The following is a 15,589-nucleotide window of genomic DNA, read 5'->3' as shown; positions in this document are numbered from 1 at the left end:
TGGGCGCCTGTCGCCGACTTCGTTGGTGCGCGGGCTTTTTCATCGGTGACGCAAGGCACAGGGCATCGGGCATGATCGCGTGCTAGAAACTGGAACATAAGTTCCAATTGTTTGAGAGGCCGACCGATGCCCAATCCATACCGCGAGATCTTCGCCGCGCCGGGGACCAAGGCGTTCACGCTGGCCGGGATCATCGCGCGGCTGCCGCTTCCGATGACCCACATGGGAATCCTGACCATGCTCTCCGAACTGCGCGGGCAGTACGGGCTGGCGGGAGCGGTCGCCGGGACGTTCACGCTGTCCATGGCGCTGCTCGGGCCGCAGGTGTCCCGCGCGGTGGACCGGATCGGGCAGGGGCGCGTGCTGCCGCTGGTCACCGGGATCAGCGTCGCCGCGCTCGGCGGACTGCTGTTATGCGCCCACCTGGACGCCCCGGCCTGGACGCTGTTCGCCTGCGCGGTGCTCGCCGGGTTCATGCCCAGCATGGGCGCGATGGTCCGGGCCAGGTGGACCGAGGTGCACCGCGGTTCGCCGAAGCTCAACACCGCGTACTCGCTGGAGTCGGTGCTCGACGAGCTGACCTACATCGTCGGGCCTGCGGTCGCGGTCATGCTCGGCGTCTCGCTGTTCCCGCAGGCGGCGCCGCTCGTCGCGGCCGTGCTGCTCGCCGTCGGGGTCGCGCTGTTCGTCCCGCAGAAGCGGACCGAGCCACCGGTGCGGCCCCGGACCGCCGGTGGCGGGTCGGTGATCCTCATGCCGCCGGTGCTGCTGCTGGCGCTGACGCTGCTGTTCGGCGGTGCCATCGCCGGGGTCGTCGACACGATGGGGCTGGCGTTCGCCGCGGAGCAGGGCAGCAAGCAGGCCGCGGGCGTGGTGTTCGCGGTCTACGCGATCGGTTCGGCCGTGTCCGGCCTGGTGTTCGGCGCGCTGAAGCTGTCGGTGCCGCTGCCGCGCCTGCTGCTCGCCGGTGTTCTCGGCACCGCCGCGACCACGGGGCCGTTCCTGGTCGTCAACAGCGTCGCCGCGCTGTCGGCGGTCGTGCTGGTGGCCGGGGTGTTCTTCGCCCCCACCATGATCGTCATCATGGGTGCGGTCGAGCGGATCGCGCCCGCCGCGAGCCTGACCGAGGCCATGACGTGGATGATCGCCGGACTGCAGGTCGGCGTCGCGCTCGGCGCCGCGGTCTCGGGGCAGGTCGTGGACCTGTTCGGCACCCGGGCCGGGTTCGGGGTGGCCGTCGGCGCGGGTGCGCTCGCGCTGGTCTCGGCGGTGGTGGCCACGCGGCTGCTGCCTCGCGAGGAGGTGCCCGCCATGGTCTAGCCTGCCTGGCAGCCGACAGGGGAGCGGGACGCTGAACGAGACGGACGGCCGCCGGGCCAAAGGAGAACGCCGCCGCCAGGAGCTGGTCGAGGCCACCTTGCGGGTGGTCGCGCGGGAGGGTGCCTCCGGGGTGACCCACCGCGCGGTCGCCCGCGAGGCGGGGCTGCCCACCACCGCGACCACCTACCACTTCGGTGGCGCGGAGGAGCTGCTCACCGCGGCGCTGACGACGTGCATGGACGAGGACGCGGCGAGGTTGCGGGAGCTCGCCGCGTCCGTCGAGGACCCGGACCGGCGCCTGCGGGCGCTGGCCGGCCTGATGGCCGAGCTGCTGGCAGCGCCCGGGCGGCTGATGGCGGAGTTCGAGCTGTGCCTGCTGGCCGCCCGCCGCCCGGAGTGGCGCGCGTCGACCACCCGCTGGACCGACGCGCTCGCGGAGTTCGCCCGCCGCCACACCGGCGACCCGGTCCGGATCCGGACCTTCGTGCACGCCTACGACGGCATCCTGCTGCACGCGTTGCTCGCCGAGAAGACGCCGACCGAGGCGGACTTCGAGGCGAGCCTGCGGGAGCTGCTCAGCTGAAGTCGGCCACGTGGTCGACCGCCCACTGCTGGTAGCTGCGGGGCGGAACGCCGAGGACGTCCTCCACTGTGGACGTTCCGGGTGCCCGGCTGCCCACCACCGAGGCGAACGAGTCCAGGACGATCTCGGCGATGTCCGGTGCGGTCCAGGTCATCCGCTCCTTGGCCGCCTCGCGGGAGATCTCCTCCCAGCGCAGCTCGCGGCCCAGCGCCCGGCCGATCGCCTCGACCTGCTGGACGCGGGTCAGCGGTTCGGATCCGGTCAGCTCGTAGCGGGCGCCCGCGTGGCCGTCGGTGGTCAGTGCGCGGACCGCGACAGCGGCGATGTCCGCCTCGTGGATCATCGTCATCGCCGCGGCTCCGTACGCACCGCGCACCACGTCGCCTGCGCGGATGTCGGGCGCCCACTCCAGGGTGTTCGTGGCGAAGGCGTAGGGCCGCAGGAACGTCCAGTCCATCCCGGACTCGCGGATGGGCCGTTCGATGTCGGCGTGCGCGGCGCCGATCGGGTGCGGCTGCTCGTCGAGGTCGTCCCGCACCGCGCCGGAGGAGAGCAGGACGACGTGCCGGGCGTGCTCGGCGATGGTGGCCACGATCGCGCGGGCGGCGTCGGGGCCGAGGAACGGCCAGGTCACGAACACGGCGTCGACACCGCGGAGCGCGGGCTCCAGCGTCTCCGGTGCGGACAGGTCGCCGCGGAACGCTTCGACTCCGGGTGCGGACGCGGGCGGTTTGCGCGACAGCGCCCGCACTTCGGTTCCCGCGGCGGCGAGCTGGCTGACGACCTGGCCGCCGACGTGGCCGGTCGCGCCGATCACCAGAACCTTCTTGGGGTTGATCATGAACCCCACCCTAGGACCGGAGCTTTCTTCAGGTAAGTACGTACCTGAAGGTAAGCTCAGTTCATGAAGGCAAGTCCCGCGAACCGGCCGGACACCGTGTTCGACCCCGAATGCCCGGCACGCACGGTGCTCCACCACGTCACCAGCCGCTGGGGCACGCTCGTGCTCGCGTCGCTTCGGGACGGGCCGCAGCGCTTCTACCAGCTGCGCGACCGGATCGGCGGGATCAGCGAGAAGATGCTGTCGCAGAACCTGCGGACGTTCACCGGGTACGGCCTGGTCGAGCGCGAGGTCGAGCCGACCACCCCGCCGAAGGTCACCTACTCGCTCACGTCCCGGGGCGCCGAGATCACCGAACTGCTCCAGGCGCTCGTGGACTGGGTCAGCGCCAACACCGCCGACATCGTGGCCGACTACGAAGGCTGACCCCTCCGGATTTCCTTGCGGAGCAACAGGTTCGCCTGTGCTCGACACACCGGCGCTTCGCCTGCTCGGGCGAATCGCGGGCCGATCAGCTCCGGCATCCGCGCTCGCGGGAGACGGCGGTGAGCATGATCGCAACGGTGCGTAACCGGGCGGTCATTGCACGCATGTGGTCCGGGTCATATGTTCGGGGAGCGGGCGGCGAGGCAGCCACCGCGCCCTCGGGCCCGACCACAAGGGGTGTTCAGCAGATGTCCAGTCCTGTTCGTGCCGCGCTGGTCCAGGCGAAGTGGACCGGCGACACCGCCACCATGATCGACGCGCACGAGAAGCACACCCGCGCCGCCGCGGCGCAGGGCGCGCGGGTCATCGGGTTCCAGGAGGTCTTCAACGCCCCGTACTTCTGCCAGGTGCAGGACGACGAGCACCACCGCTGGGCGGAGGCGGTGCCGGACGGCCCGACGACGCAGCGCATGCGCGAGCTCGCGCGCGAACTGGGCATGGTCGTGGTGGTGCCGGTCTACGAGATCGACGGGCCGGGCTTCTACTACAACACCGCCGCGGTCATCGACGCCGACGGCACGTACCTCGGCAAGTACCGCAAGCACCACCTGCCGCACCTGCCGGGTTTCTGGGAGAAGTTCTACTTCCGGCCGGGCAACCTCGGCTGGCCGGTGTTCGACACCGCGGTCGGCCGGATCGGGGTCTACATCTGCTACGACCGGCACTTCCCGGAGGGCTGGCGGGCGCTCGGCCTGGCGGGCGCGCAGCTGGTCTACAACCCGTCGGCGACCAGCCGGGGCCTGTCGTCGTACCTGTGGAAGCTCGAACAGCCCGCGGCGGCGGTGGCCAACGAGTACTTCGTCGCGGCGATCAACCGCGTCGGCTCCGAGGAGTACGGCGACAACGACTTCTACGGCACCAGCTACTTCGTCGACCCCTACGGCCGGTTCGTCGGCGACGTCGCCAGCGACTCCGAGGAGGAGCTGGTGGTCCGCGACCTCGACTTCGACCTGATCGACGAGGTGCGCCGCAAGTGGGCCTTCTACCGCGACCGCAGGCCCGACGCCTACGGCCCGCTGACCCGTCCCTGACCCGTGGACCGAGAGGAGCGGAAACGATGGCGAGCGCAGGAGTGCACGCGGATCTGGCCAAGCGGCGGCGCGCCGTGCTGCCGGACTGGCTGTCGCTGTACTACGACGAGCCGATCGAGGTCGAGCGCGGGCGGGGGAGGCACGTCTGGGACGCGGAGGGGAACCGCTACCTGGACTTCTTCGGCGGCATCCTGACCACGATGACCGCGCACGCGCTGCCCGAGGTCACCGCGGCGGTCAGCGAGCAGGCGGGACGCATCCTGCACTCCTCGACGCTCTACCTGAACAAGCCCATGATCGAGCTCGCCGAGCGGGTCGCGGAGCTGTCCGGGATCGACGACCCGCGGGTGTTCTTCACGACCAGCGGCACCGAGGCCAACGACACCGCGCTGCTGCTGGCCACCGGATACCGCGCGTCGAACCAGGTGCTCGCGCTGCGCAACAGCTACCACGGCCGCTCGTTCTCGGCGATGGCGATCACCGGCAACCAGGGCTGGTCGCCGACCAGCCTGTCCCCGGTGCAGACCTCCTACGTGCACGGCAGCCGCAGGCTCGGCACCCCGCTGTCCGGGCTCCCGGACGCGGAGTTCACCGCGGCCTGCGTCGCCGACCTCGAAGACGTCCTCGGCCAGCTGCACGGCAACGTCGCCTGCCTGATCGCCGAGCCGGTCCAGGGCGTCGGCGGGTTCAGCACTCCGCCGGACGGGTTGTTCGCGCGGTTCAAGGAAGTCCTGGACCGGCACGGCATCCTGTGGATCAGCGACGAGGTGCAGACCGGCTGGGGCCGCACCGGCGAGCACTTCTGGGGCTGGCAGGCCCACGACGAGCGGGGCGCGCCCGACATCGTCACCTTCGCCAAGGGCATCGGCAACGGGCTGTCGGTCGGCGGGGTCATCGCCCGCGGCGAGATCATGAACTCGCTGACGGCGAACTCGATCTCCACCTTCGGCGGCAGCCCGGTCACCGCCGCGGGCGCGGTGGCCAACCTCGACTACCTCGTCGAGCACGACCTGCAGGGCAACGCGCGCCGGGTCGGCGCGGTCCTGCGGGAACCGCTGGACGCTGCGGTCGGGCGGATCCCGATCGTCGCCGACGTGCGCGGCAAGGGCCTGATGCTCGGGATCGAGCTGGTCCGCCCCGGCAGCACCGAGCCGGCTCCGGAGCTGGCCGCGCTGGTGCTGGAGGAGACCCGGCGCAACGGGCTGCTGGTCGGCAAGGGCGGTCTGAGCGGCAACGTGCTGCGGATCGCGCCGCCGCTGAGCGTCACCGAGGACGAGGCCCGGGAGGCCGCTCGCATCCTGCTGGCCGCGCTGGAATCGGCGGCGCGGTCATGAGCCGGACGGTCATCCGCAACGGGCTGGTCATCACCGCCTCCGACGAGGTCGCCGCCGACGTGCTCGTCGACGGTGAGCACGTGACGGCGCTGGCCGCGACCGCCTCCGGCCTCGGCGACCAGTGGGCCGCAGGCGCCGACGCGGTGATCGATGCCAGCGGCCACTACGTCATCCCGGGCGGTGTGGACGCCCACACGCACATGGAGATGCCGTTCGGCGGCACGTTCGCCTCGGACACGTTCGAGACCGGCACCCGGGCGGCGGCCTGGGGCGGGACCACGACGATCGTCGACTTCGCCATCCAGCCGGTCGGCGGCTCGCTGCGCGAGGGCCTGGACTCCTGGCACGCCAAGGCCGAGGGCCATTGCGCGATCGACTACGGCTTCCACATGATCGTCTCCGATGTCGGCGACCAGTCGCTCAAGGAGATGGACATGCTGGTGGGGGAGGGCGTGACCAGCTTCAAGATGTTCATGGCCTACCCCGGCGTGTTCTACAGCGACGACGGCCGGATCCTGCGGGCCATGCAGCAGGCCGCGGGAAACGGCGCGCTGACGATGATGCACGCCGAGAACGGCATCGCGATCGACGTGCTGGTGCGGCAGGCGCTGGAGTCCGGTCGCACCGACCCGAAGTTCCACGGCCAGGTCCGGCATCCGCTGCTGGAGGCCGAGGCGACCCACCGCGCCATTCAGCTCGCGCGGGTCGCGGGCGCGCCGCTGTACGTGGTGCACGTTTCGGCGACCGAGGCGGTGGCCGAGCTGACGCGCGCCCGGGACGCGGGCCTCAACGTCTTCGGTGAAACCTGCCCGCAGTACCTGTTCCTGACCGTCGACGAGCTCGCGCGCCCGGACTTCGAGGGCGCCAAGTACGTCTGCTCGACCCCGCTGCGCCCGGCCGAGCACCAGGAAGCGCTCTGGCAGGGCCTGCGGACCAACGACCTGTCGGTGGTCTCGACCGACCACTGCCCGTTCTGCTTCACGCCGCAGAAGGAGCTGGGGCTGGGCGACTTCTCCAAGATCCCCAACGGGATGCCGGGCGTGGAGAACCGGATCGACCTGCTGCACCAGGCGGTGGTGGAGGGCCGCATCGGCCGCCGCCGGTGGGTGGAGCTGGCCAGCACGACGCCGGCGCGGATGTTCGGGCTGCACCCGCGCAAGGGCACCATCGCCCCGGGTTCGGACGCCGACATCGTCGTCTACGACCCGCAGGCGGAGCAGGTGATCTCGGCCGGCACGCACCACATGAACGTCGACTACAACCCCTACGAGGGCAGGCGGGTGACCGGCGCGGTGCGGACCGTGCTGTCGCGGGGCAAGGTCGTCGTGGACGGCGGCGAGTACCGCGGGCATCCGGGACACGGCCGGTTCCTGCCGCGCGGCACCTGCCAGTACCTGATCTGACCCGGCGCGAGGAGCGGAGCACATCATGGAGTTCGGACTCGTCCTGCAGACCGATCCGCCCGCCTGGTCGGTGGTCGACCGCATGCGCCGGGCCGAGCAGCTCGGCTTCGGCCACGGCTGGACCTTCGACTCCTGCGTGCTGTGGCAGGAGCCGTTCGTCATCCACAGCCAGGTCCTGGCCCGCACCGAGCGCATGGTCGTCGGCCCGATGGTGACCAATCCGTCCACAAGGGACTGGACAGTCACGGCTTCGCTGTTCGCCACCCTCAACGACATGTTCGGCAACCGCACGGTGTGCGGGATCGGCCGCGGCGACTCGGCGGTGCGGGTCACCGGCGGCAGGCCGAACACGCTGGCCCGGCTGGAGCGGGCCATGCACGTGATCCGGGAGCTGGCCGAGGGGCGGGAGGTCGACCTCGACGGGACTCCGGTGCGGCTGCCGTGGGTCCGCGACGGCCGGCTGCCGGTCTGGATGGGCGCCTACGGGCCGAAGGCGCTGGAGCTGGCGGGCAGGCACGCCGACGGTTTCATCCTGCAGCTGGCCGATCCCTTCCTGACGAAGTGGATGGTCGACCACGTCCGCCGGGCCGCCGCCGACGCCGGGCGCGACCCGGAGCGGATCACGGTCTGCGTCGCGGCTCCCGCCTACGTCTCCGACGACGTCGAGCACGCCCGCGAGCAGTGCCGGTGGTTCGGCGGGATGGTCGGCAACCACGTCGCCGACCTCGTCGAGCGCTACGGCGACTCGGCCGGGGCGGTGCCTGCCGCGCTCACCGACTACATCCGGGGCCGCGACGGCTACGACTACTCCCACCACGGCCGGGCGGGCAACCCGAGCACCGACTTCGTCCCGGACGAGATCGTCGACCGGTTCTGCCTGCTGGGCCCGGCCCAGGCGCAGATCGACAAGCTGCACGAGCTGCGCGAGGCCGGTGCCGACCAGTTCGCCATCTACGCCATGCACGACGCGATCGACGCGACCATCGACGAGTACGGGAAGCGGGTGATCCCGGCCTTTTCCTGACCCGCATTGAGGTCCACAGTGGAATCAATCCGCCACGTGGCGCAAATCGGTTCGGGAAAAACGGGAAATCGCTCGCCGGATGCGAAGAGTTCACCGCAACGGCGCTGCTCGTGAAGCGGTCCGCCTCCTAGAGTCTCGGGCACTTCCCGAATCGACTGGTAGGAGTTTTCCGTGCGACGTCGTGACTTCCTGCGCGCAGCGGTACTTGGTGCCGGCACGTCGGTGGCCTTCGGGTTCTCGGTGACCCGGCAGGCGATCGCCTTCCCGGCCGTGGTGGGCCAGAGCCCCTACGGCGAACTGCTCGGACCGGACGCCAACGGGATCATGCTGCCGAAGGGCTTCACCAGCCGGATCATCGGCCGGACCGGCGAGCAGGTCGCCGGTCACACCTGGCACGGCGCCCCGGACGGCGGCGCGTGCTTCGCCGACGGCGACGGCTGGATCTACGTGTCCAACTCCGAGCTGGAGAACGGCGACGGCGGGGTGAGCGCGGTGAAGTTCGACAGCGCGGGCGAGATCACCGACGCCTACCGCATCCTGTCCGGCACCACCCGCAACTGCTCGGGCGGCCCGACTCCGTGGAACACCTGGCTGTCCTGCGAGGAGACCGACCGCGGGTACGTCTTCGAAGCCGACCCGTGGGGGGTGCGGGAGGCCAAGCAGCACCCGGCGATGGGCCGCCTGACCCACGAGGCCGCCGCGGTGGACCCGGAGCGCAAGGTCGTCTACCTCACCGAGGACGAGCCCGACGGCTGCTTCTACCGGTTCGTGCCGACCACCTGGGAGGACATGTCGGCCGGAACCCTGCAGGTGCTCGCCGACGACAACGGCGGCCTGGCCTGGGTCGACGTCCCGGACCCGAGCGCGGCCGACCAGCAGACGCGCGACCAGGTCGCCTCGGCCAGGCACTTCGACGGCGGCGAGGGCGCCTACTACAGCGGCGGCACCTGCTACTTCACCGCCAAGGGCGAGAACCGGGTCTACGCCTACGACGCGGCGGGCAACGTCCTCAACGTCGCCTACGCCGCCGACGAGGTGCCCGACGCCCCGCTCACCGGTGTCGACAACATCACCGGCGCGGCCGTCGGCGACCTGTACGTGGCCGAGGACGGCGGCAACATGGAGGTCTGCCTGATCACTCCCGACGACGTCGTGGCGCCGTTCCTGCGGGTGCTGGACCAGGACGAGTCCGAGCTGTGCGGAGTCGCGTTCAACCCGGCAGGCGACCGGCTGTACTTCTCCTCCCAGCGCGGTACCTCGGGCGCGAGCAGCGGCGGCATCACCTACGAGGTCACCGGGCCGTTCCGCAAGCCCTGACGATCCGCCGCGGACCCGAAGCGCGGATACCGGATCTTCTCCGAAGTGGACGGTGTCCGGAAACCAGACGCGGGCGGCGCTGGGAGACACTGTCGCGATGCGACGAGGTGCGAAGCTGGGCGTCGGCTGGACGCTGCACGGGGACGGGCGCACGCCGCGCCCGGGGGAGTCGGTGGCGCCGCACGAGCGGCTGTCGTGGGGCCGGACGGTCGGGCTCGGCGCCCAGCACGTGGTCGCGATGTTCGGCGCGACGTTCGTGTTCCCGGTGCTGATGGGGCTCGACCCGAACCTGGCGATCATGGTCTCGGGGCTGTCGACGATCGTGTTCCTGCTCGTGGTGCAGGGCCGGATCCCCAGCTACCTCGGCAGCAGCGCCTCGTTCGTCGGCGCGGTGACGGTGATCCGCGCGGGCGGCGGGGACAGCTCGACGGTGACCGGCGCGATCCTGGTCTGCGGGGTGGTGCTGGCGGCGGCCGGGCTGGTCGTGCACTTCGCCGGACCGCGGGTGGTGCACCGGCTGCTGCCGCCCGCGGTGTCCGGCGCGGTGGTGATGCTGATCGGGTTCAACCTCGCGCCGGTGGTGGCCGAGACCTACTGGCCGCAGGACCAGTGGATCGCGCTGATCACCATGGCCGTCGTGCTGGCGGGCAGCCTGCTGCTGCCCGGTTTCTGGGGCCGCATCGCGGTCTTCGTCGCGCTGGTGGCCGGGTTCGCGCTGTCGTGGGTGTTCGACCGGGTCTTCGGCATGATCACCTCGCCGGACTCCAGCGGCGCGGTCGTCCCGCACTACCGGGTCGACCTGGGCGCGGTGTCGGAGGCCGGCTGGTTCGGGTTCCCCGAGCTGCACGCGCCTTCGTTCGAGGCGACCGCGATCGTCGTGGTGCTCCCGGCGGTGATCGCGCTGATCGCGGAGAACACCGGTCACGTCAAGGCGGTGGAGGAGATGACCGGGACCGATCTCGACGGCAGCCTCGGACGCGCGATCTTCGCCGACGGCTTCACCACCGCGATCTCCAGCGCGGTCGGCGGCCCGCCGACGACGACCTACGCCGAGAACATCGGCGTCATGGCCGCGACCAGGGTGTACTCGACGGCGGCCTACTGGGTGGCCGCGGTCGTGGCGGTGCTGTTCGGCCTGTGCCCGAAGTTCGGCGCGGTGATCGCGGCGACGCCGGGCGGTGTGCTCGGCGGCATCACGGTCGTGCTCTACGGCATGATCGGCTTGCTGGGGGCCAGGATCTGGGTCGAGAACAAGGTCGACTTCGGCGACCCGGTAAACCTGCTGCCGCTGGCGGCCGGGCTGATCGCCGGGATCGGCGGGGTGTCGCTGGAGATCACGCCGTCGTTCACCTTCAGCGGCATCGCGCTGGGAACGGTGGTGACGCTGGTCGGCTACCACGTCCTGCGCCCGCTCGCGCCGAAGCGGCGCTGATCCCCCCAACGCTGATCCTCAGTGCGAGGTGGGGGAGCAGGCCCGACACTCGGGTGCACAACCTCGTTGGGGGAGGTCGTCATGCACCGTCCAGTGCACTTCGAGATCCACGCCTCGGACGTCGAGCGGGCCCGGAACTTCTACTCCACGCTGTTCGGCTGGAAGATCGAGCAGTGGGAGGACCAGCCGTACTGGCTGATCGACACCGGTGAGGAGGGGCCGGGCATCAACGGCGGGCTGACCGTGCGGGAAGGCCCGCAGCCGGACCGGGAGGCGGCCAAGACCGCGTTCGTGGTGACCATGGACGTCGCCGACATCGACCGCAAGACCCGCGACGCCGAGGCTGCGGGAGCGACCGTGGTCGAGCCGAAGATGCCGATTCCCGGCATGGGCTGGGTGGTGTACCTGCTCGACACCGAGAACAACACCTTCGGCCTCTTCCAGAGCGACGAGAACGCCGGTTAGGGCGCTCAGCTCTCCACGAGCTTCAGCCCGGCTACCCCGGCGACGATCAGCGCCAGGAACACCAGCCGCGGCCAGGTCACGGGTTCGCCGAGGACGAGCATCCCCGCGACCGCCACGCCGACCGTGCCGATGCCGACCCACACCGCGTACGCGGTGCCCACCGGCAGGTCCTTCAGCGCCACCGACAGCATCGCGAGGCTCACCATCGCCACGCCGATGCCCAGGACCGACGGCCACAGCCTGCTGAGCCCGTCGGCGTGCTTGAGCGCCAGGGACCACACGATCTCCAGCGCCCCGGCCACGAGCAGCACGATCCAGGCCATGTCAGGCGTTGATCCCGCCGTCGACCGCGATCGCGGCTCCCGTGATGTAGCGGCCGGACTCGCCCGCGAGGTGCGCGACGGTGGCCGCGATGTCCTCGGGCCGGGCCCAGTGGCCGAGCGGGATGAGCGCCCGCCGCTGCTCGGCGTCGTCGGCGTCGCTGGGGTTCATGTCGGTTTCGGTGTTGCCGGGGTGCACGACGTTCGCGGTGATCCCGCGCGGTCCGAGGTCCCGCGCCAGCCCCTTGGTGAAGCCGGTGAGCGCGGACTTGGTCAGCGAGTACAGCCCGATGCCGGGCATGCTCACGAAGTCGGCCAGACAGCTGCCGATGTTGATGATCCGGCCGCCCTCGCCGAGGTGGCCGACGGCGGCGCGGGTGGCGGCGAAGACCGCGCGGACGTTGACCGCCACGGCGTTGTCGAAGTCGTCGAGGCCCAGCTCGTCGATGGTGCCGGCGGGGAAGACCCCGGCGTTGTTGACCAGGACGTCGAGCCTGCCGTACTCGGCCGCGGTCTGCTCGACCGCCGCGGCGACCGCGTCGGCGTCGGCGGCGGGTGCGTGGACGGCCATCGCGCGGCGTCCGTTCTGCTTGATCTCGTCGACGACCCGTGCCGCGGCCTCGGCGCTGTTGTTGTAGGTCAGCGCGACGTCGGCGCCGTCCTGGGCCAGCCGGGCGGCGATGGCGGCGCCGATGCCGCGGCTGCCGCCGGTGACGAGTGCGACCTTGCCGTCGAGGTGGTGCATGACCGTGCTCCATTTCTGTATCGAACGCTATAAAATAGGTATCATCGGGTGCACGGACCGTCAAGCGGCTGGAGGTGGAGCCGGTGTCCCCACGAGGTCGTCCCCGCGCGTTCGACCGCGACCGGGCCCTGCGCGTGGCGATGGAGCTGTTCTGGGAGCACGGCTACGAAGGCGTCTCGATGAGCGATCTCACCGGCGCGATCGGGATCAGCGCACCGAGCCTCTACTCGGCGTTCGGCTGCAAGGAGGCGCTGTTCCGCGAAGCGGTCGCGCTCTACAACGCGCCGGAGCGCGCGCCCGTCGCGCGGGCGATCCGCGAGCAGCCGACGGCGCGGCAGATGATCGAGGCGATGCTGCGCACCTGCGCCGACTCCATCACCGATCCGGAGGCGCCGCAGGGATGCCTGGTCGTGCTGGGCGCCACCAACTGCACGAACGACGACGTGCGCGAGTTCCTCGCGGGGTGCCGGAACGCCGACGTCGACGCCATCCGCGAGCGGCTGGACCGCGCGGTGGCCGAGGGTGATCTGCCCGCCACCGCCGACACCGCGGGCATGGCCACCTTCTACATGACCGTGCAGAACGGCCTGTCGATCCAGGCCAGGGACGGGCGGTCGAGGGAGGAGCTGCACGCGGTCATCGACCGCGCGATGCTCGCCTGGGACGCGATGCTCTAGCCGGTCGCCTGGTCGCTCCTGCGCAGGAAGTCCAGATCGGCCTGCGTCACCGGGCGGCCCGGCAGCGGCGTGTCGGCCCCGGCGCGGAGGCCGTCGAGCATGATCGTCAGGAAGCGCGGCGGCGCGCTGCGCATCAGGTCCTCGGGCAGCCCGTGCAGGCCCCGCCGGACCAGGGACAGCAGCACCGCGACGTCGCGGCTGCTGACGTCGGTGCGCATCGACCCGTTGCGCTGCGCCGCGTCCACCAGGCTGTCGAGGATGTCCATCAGCTCGTCGCGGATCTTGCCGGTCTCGGGGTCCCGGGTGATGATCACGCGGGCGCGCGGGGAGAGCATGGACAGCTGGAGCGCCACCTGGAGGTCCGCGGTGGACAGCGCCATCGCGGTGAGCGCGCGCCACGGGTCGGAGTTGTCCCTGATGATCGTCCGGGTGTTGTCGAGCACCCGCTGGAAGGCGTTGATGCCGACCGCGCGGATCAGCGACTCCCGGTCCGGGAACCTGCGGTAGAGGGTGCCGACCCCGACGCCCGCGGCGCGGGCGATCTCCTCCATCGGGACGTCCGGACCGTGCTCGGCGAAGACCTCGTGGGCGGCGGCGACGATCCGCTCTAGGTTGCGCTGCGCGTCAGCTCGCAGCCTGGTGCCTTCGGTGGTGTCGGTCATCGTCCCTTCTTCGCAATCGGGTGCCGATGGGCGGATTGTCGCATGCGGTCGGCGAAACCTAGGTGGACGAAAATCTTCCGGATGGCTAGCTTGGATTAAGCGGAAGGAAGTCGTCCAGATGTTTCCCCGAGTGACCAGGAGCCACGATGCCGGCATCTTCTGAAGCTCTGACCTATCCGATCCCCCGGACCTGTCCGTACTCGCCGCCCGACTCCTACGCCGAACTCCGGCGCGAGCAGCCGGTCCGCCGGGTGCCGACGCTGGCGGGAGGCAGCGTGTGGCTGGTGTCGCGGCACGAGGACGTGCGCGCGGTCCTCAGCGACCCGCGGATGAGCTCCGACCGCCGCAAGCCCGGGTTCCCGCGGCTCGTGCCGGGGCAGAGCGACCTGATCTTCAGCTCCAAGCCGTCGATGATCGGCATGGACGGGCGCGAGCACTCGGCGGCCCGGCGGGCGGTTCTCGGTGAGTTCACCGTCCGGCGGATCAACGCGCTGCGCCCGCGCGTGCAGGAGATCGTCGACGAGGCCATCGACGCGATGCTGGCCGCGGGCGGGCCGGTCGACCTGGTGCGGATGCTCTCGCTTCCGGTGCCGTCGCTGGTGATCTGCGAGCTGCTCGGCGTTCCCTACGCCGACCACGAGTTCTTCCAGCAGCGCAGCGGCCGCATCATCAGCCGGGCGACGCCGGGGGCCGAGCGGGAGGAGGCGTTCTTCGAACTCCGCGCCTACCTGTCGGATCTGGTCGCGGACAAGGTCCGCGCACCGGGCGACGACCTGCTCGGCAGGCAGGTGGCCAAGCAGCGGGCCGAGGGCGAGGTCGACCAGGAGGCGCTGGTCAGCCTCGCGTTCCTGCTGCTGGTCGCCGGGCACGAGACCACCGCGAACATGATCTCGCTTGGTAGCCTGGCGCTGCTGGACGATTCCGCCCGGTGGGCGGAGATCGCCGCGGATCCGGCGAAGACGCCCGGCGCGGTGGAGGAGATGCTGCGGTTCTTCTCGATCGTCGACAACGCGACCGCGCGCACCGCGACCGAGGACGTGGAGATCGGCGGCGTGGTCATCGGGGAGGGCGACGGGGTGATCGCGATGGGCTATTCGGCCAACCACGACCCCGAGGTCTTCGACCGCCCCGGGGACCTCGACTTCTCCCGGGCCGCCCGCCAGCACGTCGCCTTCGGCTTCGGCGCGCACCAGTGCCTGGGCCAGAACCTCGCGCGGGTGGAGTTGCAGATCGTCTTCGACACGCTGGTGCGGCGGATCCCGGACCTGCGGCTGGCGGTCGGCTTCGACGACATCCGGTTCAAGGAGGAGTCGGCGATCTACGGAATCCACGAACTGATGGTCACTTGGTGAGGAGAGTCGGGATGAGGATCCAGGCGGACGTGGAGCGCTGCGTCGGAGCGGGTCAGTGCGTGCTCGCCGCGGACGCGCTGTTCGACCAGCGCGACGACGACGGCACCGTGGTGGTGCTCGCGACCGAGGTCGGCGACGGGGACGCCGACGCGGTCCGGGACGCGGTGACGCTCTGCCCGTCGGGCGCGTTGTCGCTCGTGGAGGACTGAGCGAGCAGCTCGCCGATCTCGCGCACGGCGGCACGGCCCGCCCGGTTGGCACCGATGGTGCTGGCGGACGGGCCGTAGCCGACCAGGTGCAGCCGCGGCTCGCGGACCGCGCGGGTGCCGTCGACCTTGATGCCGCCGCCCGGCTCGCGCAGCTTCAGCGGCGCGAGGTGGCCGATCGCCGGGCGGAAGCCGGTCGCCCAGAGGATCACGTCGGCGCTCTGCTCGCGGCCGTCGCGCCAGCGCACGCCGTGCGAGGTGATCCGGTCGAACATCGGCAGCCGGTTCAGCACACCGCGTTCCCGCGCCCGCAGCACCGCGGGCGTCGGCGGCAGGCCGGTCACGCTGACCACGCTGCCCGGCGGCAGCCCCGCGCGGACCCGGCGCTCGA

General features: G+C 71.1%; 17 protein-coding genes and 1 pseudogene. 13 read left to right on the top strand and 5 right to left on the bottom strand.

Features of this window, described 5'->3' with window-relative positions:
* Nucleotides 1–126 precede the first annotated feature (126 nt).
* Both ABD691_RS16125 and ABD691_RS16120 read left to right on the top strand, forming a co-directional pair.
* Nucleotides 127–1,320, top strand: coding sequence for an MFS transporter (locus ABD691_RS16125; protein ID WP_344680502.1), 1,194 nt, complete (start codon nt 127–129; stop codon nt 1,318–1,320).
* A gap of 1 nt (nt 1,321) precedes the next feature.
* The gene (locus ABD691_RS16120; protein ID WP_344681304.1) at nt 1,322–1,903 is read left to right on the top strand and encodes a TetR/AcrR family transcriptional regulator; all 582 of its coding nucleotides are present in this window, start codon (nt 1,322–1,324) and stop codon (nt 1,901–1,903) included.
* Here ABD691_RS16120 and ABD691_RS16115 read toward each other — a convergent pair.
* Nucleotides 1,896–2,744, bottom strand: a complete 849-nt coding sequence (locus ABD691_RS16115; RefSeq protein WP_344680501.1) for an NAD(P)H-binding protein — start codon at nt 2,742–2,744, stop codon at nt 1,896–1,898. The genes ABD691_RS16120 and ABD691_RS16115 overlap by 8 nt on opposite strands.
* A gap of 63 nt (nt 2,745–2,807) precedes the next feature.
* Here ABD691_RS16115 and ABD691_RS16110 point away from each other — a divergent pair, with 63 nt between their 5' ends.
* The 8 genes from ABD691_RS16110 to ABD691_RS16075 all read left to right on the top strand — a co-directional run bounded on the left by ABD691_RS16110 (nt 2,808) and on the right by ABD691_RS16075 (nt 11,236).
* Entirely contained in the window at nt 2,808–3,170 is a 363-nt protein-coding gene (locus tag ABD691_RS16110) for a winged helix-turn-helix transcriptional regulator (RefSeq protein WP_344680500.1), read from the top strand.
* A 248-nt stretch (nt 3,171–3,418) separates the two neighbouring features.
* Nucleotides 3,419–4,261: a nitrilase-related carbon-nitrogen hydrolase gene (locus ABD691_RS16105; RefSeq protein WP_344680498.1), complete on the top strand. Its 843-nt coding sequence runs from the start codon at nt 3,419–3,421 to the stop codon at nt 4,259–4,261.
* A 26-nt stretch (nt 4,262–4,287) separates the two neighbouring features.
* Nucleotides 4,288–5,595, top strand: a complete 1,308-nt coding sequence (locus ABD691_RS16100; RefSeq protein WP_344680497.1) for an aspartate aminotransferase family protein — start codon at nt 4,288–4,290, stop codon at nt 5,593–5,595.
* Nucleotides 5,592–6,998 (top strand): dihydropyrimidinase, encoded by a 1,407-nt coding sequence (hydA, locus tag ABD691_RS16095; protein WP_344680496.1) that lies wholly within the window; start codon nt 5,592–5,594, stop codon nt 6,996–6,998. Before ABD691_RS16100 ends, hydA begins: the two co-directional genes overlap by 4 nt.
* Before the next feature lie 25 nt (nt 6,999–7,023).
* Nucleotides 7,024–8,022 carry a TIGR03842 family LLM class F420-dependent oxidoreductase gene (locus ABD691_RS16090; RefSeq protein WP_344680495.1) on the top strand — a complete coding sequence of 333 codons (999 nt, stop codon included), beginning with the start codon at nt 7,024–7,026 and terminating at the stop codon, nt 8,020–8,022.
* Between the two features lie 171 nt (nt 8,023–8,193).
* Nucleotides 8,194–9,339 (top strand): alkaline phosphatase PhoX, encoded by a 1,146-nt coding sequence (locus ABD691_RS16085; RefSeq protein ID WP_344680494.1) that lies wholly within the window; start codon nt 8,194–8,196, stop codon nt 9,337–9,339.
* 97 nt (nt 9,340–9,436) lie between these two features.
* A complete protein-coding gene (locus ABD691_RS16080; protein ID WP_344680493.1) occupies nt 9,437–10,771 on the top strand; it encodes a uracil-xanthine permease family protein in 1,335 nt (444 codons plus the stop codon).
* An 81-nt stretch (nt 10,772–10,852) separates the two neighbouring features.
* Nucleotides 10,853–11,236, top strand: a complete 384-nt coding sequence (locus ABD691_RS16075) for a VOC family protein (RefSeq protein ID WP_344680492.1) — start codon at nt 10,853–10,855, stop codon at nt 11,234–11,236.
* A 5-nt stretch (nt 11,237–11,241) separates the two neighbouring features.
* On the opposite strand, the gene ABD691_RS16070 is transcribed toward ABD691_RS16075, so the two are convergent.
* Together ABD691_RS16070 and ABD691_RS16065 are read right to left on the bottom strand one after the other, a co-directional pair.
* On the bottom strand, nt 11,242–11,559 hold the full coding sequence (locus ABD691_RS16070; protein ID WP_344680491.1) for a DMT family transporter: 318 nt from the start codon (nt 11,557–11,559) through the stop codon (nt 11,242–11,244).
* 1 nt (nt 11,560) lies between these two features.
* A complete protein-coding gene (locus tag ABD691_RS16065) occupies nt 11,561–12,301 on the bottom strand; it encodes an SDR family NAD(P)-dependent oxidoreductase (protein ID WP_344680489.1) in 741 nt (246 codons plus the stop codon).
* A gap of 83 nt (nt 12,302–12,384) precedes the next feature.
* Between ABD691_RS16065 and ABD691_RS16060 the strand changes: the two genes are divergently transcribed.
* Nucleotides 12,385–12,978, top strand: coding sequence for a TetR/AcrR family transcriptional regulator (locus ABD691_RS16060; RefSeq protein ID WP_344680488.1), 594 nt, complete (start codon nt 12,385–12,387; stop codon nt 12,976–12,978).
* On the opposite strand, the gene ABD691_RS16055 is transcribed toward ABD691_RS16060, so the two are convergent.
* The gene (locus tag ABD691_RS16055) at nt 12,975–13,640 is read right to left on the bottom strand and encodes a TetR/AcrR family transcriptional regulator (RefSeq protein WP_344680487.1); all 666 of its coding nucleotides are present in this window, start codon (nt 13,638–13,640) and stop codon (nt 12,975–12,977) included. The two genes, ABD691_RS16060 and ABD691_RS16055, sit on opposite strands and share 4 nt — an antisense overlap.
* Nucleotides 13,641–13,786: 146 nt before the next feature.
* On the opposite strand from ABD691_RS16055, the gene ABD691_RS16050 reads away from it, so the two are divergent.
* Together ABD691_RS16050 and ABD691_RS16045 are read left to right on the top strand one after the other, a co-directional pair.
* Nucleotides 13,787–14,992, top strand: a complete 1,206-nt coding sequence (locus tag ABD691_RS16050; protein ID WP_344680486.1) for a cytochrome P450 — start codon at nt 13,787–13,789, stop codon at nt 14,990–14,992.
* An 11-nt stretch (nt 14,993–15,003) separates the two neighbouring features.
* The gene (locus ABD691_RS16045) at nt 15,004–15,201 is read left to right on the top strand and encodes a ferredoxin (protein WP_344680485.1); all 198 of its coding nucleotides are present in this window, start codon (nt 15,004–15,006) and stop codon (nt 15,199–15,201) included.
* Between the two features lie 2 nt (nt 15,202–15,203).
* On the opposite strand, the pseudogene ABD691_RS16040 reads toward ABD691_RS16045, so the two are convergent.
* Nucleotides 15,204–15,589 (bottom strand): annotated as a pseudogene (locus ABD691_RS16040) (pyridine nucleotide-disulfide oxidoreductase); the annotation flags it as partial.

The sequence above is a fragment of the Saccharopolyspora taberi genome (assembly GCF_039534165.1).
Taxonomy (GTDB): Bacteria; Actinomycetota; Actinomycetes; order Mycobacteriales; family Pseudonocardiaceae; genus Saccharopolyspora_D; species Saccharopolyspora_D taberi.
This window is presented reverse-complemented; position numbering and strand designations above follow the sequence as displayed.